This window comes from Nitrosomonas supralitoralis, from assembly GCF_003011925.2.
GTDB lineage: Bacteria > Pseudomonadota > Gammaproteobacteria > Burkholderiales > Nitrosomonadaceae > Nitrosomonas > Nitrosomonas supralitoralis.
On sequence record NZ_PXXU01000100.1, the window covers coordinates 1 to 4,865 of the forward strand.

Consider the following 4,865-nt stretch of genomic DNA (forward strand, 5'->3'; position numbering starts at 1 on the left):
GCATGCCGGTCCAGAGTCACGCGCTCCAACATTGCTGGCAATGCTTCAATCCGGTGCGTTGCAGCCGGTTATTGATGCCGTGACATCAAATGACAGTCCTGAAAGTGGCGTGATCGGACTAGCACAACAGAAATCGAATGATTTTATACGTCAATTTGAGGGTAGAACCGGTATCACCAAGTTAAATTCCATCCAGGTATTCAATGGCATGCCACCTGTGAAGATTCAGGTAACGGCAATATTCAGGGCGTGGGATGATCCGATGAAAGAGGTCGAAGAGCCATTCAACAAGCTGATGGAATGGGCATTGCCGGTCAAATTGTCGCCTGATGGCTCGGTTCTTGCCAGGTCAGCGCAAGCGGCCAGGGGGAATAGCGGATTTATTGAGGCGCTGGTACCATCGATAGCTCCGACCACAATCGCGTTGCGCTATAAAAACCGCATTTATTCTCCCTTGGTGATTGAAGCGATAAGCGAGCAGATGACTTCCAGTATTGATGCTAAAGGGAGGTATGTTGAACTGTTAGTGCCTATGACTCTTGCGACACTAACAGCACTTGATCGCGATGATTGGGTGAATTATAACGCTCTCAAAATGTGATGGAGCCACTTCCTACCGCATTCCGGCATTCAGTAGACCTGCGGTAACTTCTCCCACTCTGGTTCCCACATAATCCATAATTATCCCCTTGACATGATCTTCCGTAAACTCGCCATGTTTGATTGAATTGCTGATTATTCTTTCTCGAACCGCAGCGCCGTTGTAGGATGGCGTTGGTCCTCTCATTTGCACTCTGGCGAAAGTAGCATCAATAAATGCACCAGAAAAACCGTGAACAGAGCACAAAGCAATCATCCTGTCACTTGGATTGATATCAAAATGTTTCCAACATTCATTTTCTACTTGAGTCATTCCATTAACACCGGTTGTGAGAGCCGCGTAATACATGCTTCTGGTTACGTCATTTATGTCATCGGTACTTAATAATGATGAATTAAGGGGTGCCTCTGTCTTGGTTGCCGCTGGCTTTATCATTCCCTCAAGTTCAGATGATCGTTCTGCAGTCATATGGGTGATGCAATCAAGTCCAATTACTGGGGCAATATTGCTACCCTCATATTCTCCCTCGGCATACTTGCATTTGGCGTCACGATACTCCATCCACGCCTTCTGAACACCCAGCAATTCCTTGCCCCTCTCAGAGTCACTTCCCAGTTGAGTTAATATCGTCTTATACGCGCGATTAATTCGCTCTACCTGAATGTCATACTCATTGCTAACGCACGTAGATATATCAAAAGTTCCCCCTTCAGCACTCTCCAAACATTTTTTGTATTCTTCGGTTATTCCGGTTTCGTTAGACAATGCAACGGCTGGAACAAAAATTAAAGCAATGAATAGTAATAAATTTTTCATCATAATTTCCTTTTTAATTTTTAATGATATTAATTCAATGGTTGGTATTTCGCTGGACCGAATTGAGGGATTAAGTGTTAGTTGATATTTTTGTTACTGCGTAGCCGTGCTTTTGCAGGAATTCAGTGCATTCCATTATTTCAAACTCCAATGCATAATCCCTTGGCTCCACCCCAAGCCATTTACAAACTTCAATGTGCATATCCATTGTGTAATGCTTTGGAACCCACCCTGGCCTGTTTGGGTATACGTTTCCCTTTACCACTGCTATAGCCAGCTTATCTCTTGTTGTATAACCTATCGGAATTAGCATTTTTGCAATTTTTCTATCCAGCCCATCAAGTTCATTGCTCAAGCCGTAAGCAATTAATCTCCTTGCTTTCTTGACTAATTGACTTGCTCTTGCGGCTGAAACATCGCCTAATTTCTCTCCTATTTCTTTATAGGTTAATCCGAGATCATCCCTCAATCTCAGAGCCTCACAGAGACGGTCGTCCAAAACATCGGGAAATTGATTTCTAATTTCCACGAATTTTTCTCCAGATCGTCACAAGAACGAGCTTATGTTCTGCCATTAGCGGCATCCCATCTACCAATCTGTTGTGCATCAAATCAATAAAGCTAAGTTCGTTGTCACTGAGTTTGATGCTGTTTCGGTCACACTCATCAATAATAAGCCTTGCTTTGCAATCGCTCGATCCCTGCCTGTGTTGGTGATTAAGTGATAATTCCATGATTTATTCATCCTTATTATCTGAATTTTCGCATTCAGCCGCATATCTTCTAATCGCTATTTCAACGAATTGTGATGGCTGCTTACGGGTTTTTAAAAAGTTAATAATATCTACTGGAAGCGTGAACGAAACGCGATATTTTATGATCCCGGATGTGTCTTTTTTTCTCCCGGCGCCTTCGCGCTTACCTCCGCGTCCTTTTCGTTTCATGAGTCGTATTCCTAAATTCCAGATTCACCTGGTAGTGATGATCAAGAAAATCTCGGCCATAAAAAATTATAATACGATTCTTTGATAAAGTGCAGCACTTATTCAAAAGATATTCCATGGAATTCGATAAACACGGAAAAATTAACCGTCTCAATGGCTGAAGATTGACCACAATTGCGCTCATGTAAATTTAACGGCAGCAATCCCAGTGATTCATTTTCCAATACTCCGTACCAGGCGCTTGACGGTGCAACTTAAAGAGTTGTCGATCGGTGAATCCATCGCAATCGCAGCTATGCCGTCTCATCTTGAAGAGGCAGTCACGACCGCATTTTTGCTCAAGGCAGTTGCAACGGCCAAGGGAATTGAAAACCCTGCAGACTGGACGGTTCAAGAGCGAATGATGGTTGTTTGCCATTACCTGGCTTCAGTTTCAGACGATGGCCCTGATTTTGCCGTGGGCGATGGCCGATACTCCGATTATCTGGATGGAAGCATCGATAAAGTGCTAGATCAGGCAATTGAACTGGGCGAGATTGAAGGTGATGTTTGGTTGCTGCAAGACCTGACCGGCGCTATGGCAGAATCAATAGAAAGAATCCAGGGCGAGATTGAGGGCGTATCCGGGCGATTACACTGGTTACTTGGTTGCATGTCTGCTCAATTGATCAGAAAAAGCGAAGAAACACCGGCGCCATCGGACGGCGAAGGTAATTATGACGAATATCTAATTAACCGCATACGCACTATATCGGGTTTTCCTGAAAGTTCTTTTGCCGCACTAATGGCTTCGTACATGAGTGGCCGGGAAAGTTTGGACCATTTATTTAAGATCGAATTATCCAGTGACGGACTCGTTGCGCTACCAAAAGGAGGGGCGGCAAGTAATTTGCCACCCGCCCGATTTCCGGTTCGTACCTGCGTCTCAAGACTGGCGAAAGATTTGGGCAGAGAATCTGATGAATCAGGCGGCTAGTCTCAGCATTTATTCCCACACATCGCTGACCGAAGCATTATCAATGCCGGTTAGCGTGGTGAACAAGTTTTTCAAGTGCAAGCCATTTGATGATTGGAGAAAAGGCAAGGAATCAGAGCTAAAACTCCAAGTCGCTATCGTAAACCGACTAAACAGTGTGATCAGCGCGTGCGGCGTTGTCGCTAAAACAATTGCTGGCATAAGGAGATAATTGGCATGGATATTCATACAAAATTAACCCCGCATTTTACCCTGAACGAACTAATCAGATCTTCCAGGGCCAGTGAACTCGGTATAGATAACACCCCGCCCGAACACATCTTAAGTAACTTAATCCACGTTTGCACACACATATTGGAGCCGGTCAGAGCTCATTTCGAGCACCCGGTCAGAATCAACAGCGGTTACAGATGCCTTGCGTTAAATTTAGCCATCAATGGAAGTCAAACATCACAGCACATGGCAGGTCAGGCGGTGGATTTTGAAATTGATGGACTAGCAAATTACGACCTCGCCTTATGGATATCGACAAATCTGGTTTTTGACCAGTTGATTCTTGAAAATTACGTTAGTGGAAAACCCAACTCGGGTTGGGTGCATTGTTCTCTCAAAAAAGATAGTAACAGGATGCAGCTATTGACGATTAACGGCAAAAACAAACAAATCGGATTAATCAAATAGGAGAATTGCCATGCCGGATGATTGCCCTCACACCATGCAAATAGGCTCTCTCAATGCGCGTGTTTCTGCGCTGGAAAAGCGTATCGATGATCACTCAATATCGCTGGAAAGAAGATTGAATGATCTTTCATTAAAGATGCAGAGCAATGCGGATCACGTGCTTGAAGAGAAATCGAAAAAATCGGGATTCTTTCGTGGTGTTCATATTACTGCCTCATTGACAGGCTACTTTGTGCTTATGGTTCTACTGCTGATAGCTGGAAAAATTACGGGCGGCATAGACCAGTTCATCAAGATGATTGCTTCACTGGGATTCAAGATTTAAGTTATTTATCAACTAAACAAAGGAAGCAAAATGCTTAAAACGACGCCAACAATTCTCTTCTCTGTTTTTTTGCTGATCCTCTCAGGATGCACTACGGTTTTAAAAAATACCAGTGATCTTGCGAAAATTGCAGTTGCGAACGATCAAGTTATGTCCGGACAGGTTGCGGCGGTGATCAAAAGCGCGTCGCTCAGTGATACTGAAAGACTGATTGTGGACCATGCAATCAATCAATACGTTGGGTTCGTAAATAAGTGGAAGTCATCGATCACTTACTTGGATGCCAGAGAGCCCTTGTTTGCGGAATTCATTGCTGATTATGGAAGGGTTGTAGTGCAATACCTCGCAATCAAAGAAAAAGTTGTTGCGGTGCACTGGGGAGAATACACCGAAGAAAACCGCTTATTGCTGTCCGGGTACCACGATCGCGCCGGGCGAATCAATGATTCAGTGGATGATTTGATCGCCGCAGGAAAGAGGCACCAAGCCTTGTTGGATGCTATTTGGCTTGGCCAGATTCTT

Annotated in this window: 9 protein-coding genes; 5 read left to right on the forward strand and 4 right to left on the reverse strand. The window is 44.2% G+C overall.

Annotation, left to right across the window (positions count from 1 at the left end; genetic code table 11):
- The coding region (locus tag C7H79_RS16305) for a hypothetical protein (RefSeq protein ID WP_106708307.1) at positions 1-601 on the forward strand (601 nt) is incomplete at its 5' end.
- A 12-nt stretch (positions 602-613) separates the two neighbouring features.
- Here the strand turns inward: C7H79_RS16305 and C7H79_RS16310 are convergent.
- The 3 genes from C7H79_RS16310 to C7H79_RS16325 all read right to left on the reverse strand — a co-directional run bounded on the left by C7H79_RS16310 (position 614) and on the right by C7H79_RS16325 (position 2,361).
- Positions 614-1,420, reverse strand: coding sequence for a lysozyme inhibitor LprI family protein (locus C7H79_RS16310; RefSeq protein WP_106708308.1), 807 nt, complete (start codon positions 1,418-1,420; stop codon positions 614-616).
- A 67-nt stretch (positions 1,421-1,487) separates the two neighbouring features.
- Complete coding sequence (locus tag C7H79_RS16315; RefSeq protein ID WP_106708309.1) at positions 1,488-1,946, reverse strand: sigma factor-like helix-turn-helix DNA-binding protein; 459 nt, start codon at positions 1,944-1,946, stop codon at positions 1,488-1,490.
- Positions 1,947-2,154: 208 nt separating this feature from the next.
- The gene (locus C7H79_RS16325) at positions 2,155-2,361 is read right to left on the reverse strand and encodes a hypothetical protein (protein WP_106708311.1); all 207 of its coding nucleotides are present in this window, start codon (positions 2,359-2,361) and stop codon (positions 2,155-2,157) included.
- A 208-nt stretch (positions 2,362-2,569) separates the two neighbouring features.
- Here C7H79_RS16325 and C7H79_RS16330 point away from each other — a divergent pair, with 208 nt between their 5' ends.
- Complete coding sequence (locus C7H79_RS16330; protein ID WP_172592489.1) at positions 2,570-3,337, forward strand: hypothetical protein; 768 nt, start codon at positions 2,570-2,572, stop codon at positions 3,335-3,337.
- A 9-nt stretch (positions 3,338-3,346) separates the two neighbouring features.
- Here C7H79_RS16330 and C7H79_RS18160 read toward each other — a convergent pair whose 3' ends face one another.
- Complete coding sequence (locus C7H79_RS18160) at positions 3,347-3,538, reverse strand: hypothetical protein (RefSeq protein ID WP_172592490.1); 192 nt, start codon at positions 3,536-3,538, stop codon at positions 3,347-3,349.
- A 15-nt stretch (positions 3,539-3,553) separates the two neighbouring features.
- Here C7H79_RS18160 and C7H79_RS16340 point away from each other — a divergent pair, with 15 nt between their 5' ends.
- From C7H79_RS16340 to C7H79_RS16350, 3 genes are all read left to right on the forward strand, one after another.
- Positions 3,554-4,018, forward strand: a complete 465-nt coding sequence (locus tag C7H79_RS16340; protein WP_106708314.1) for a D-Ala-D-Ala carboxypeptidase family metallohydrolase — start codon at positions 3,554-3,556, stop codon at positions 4,016-4,018.
- A gap of 10 nt (positions 4,019-4,028) precedes the next feature.
- Positions 4,029-4,343 carry a hypothetical protein gene (locus tag C7H79_RS16345; protein WP_106708315.1) on the forward strand — a complete coding sequence of 105 codons (315 nt, stop codon included), beginning with the start codon at positions 4,029-4,031 and terminating at the stop codon, positions 4,341-4,343.
- Between the two features lie 30 nt (positions 4,344-4,373).
- Positions 4,374-4,865: hypothetical protein (locus tag C7H79_RS16350; protein WP_147383649.1), on the forward strand; the 492-nt coding region annotated here is incomplete at its 3' end.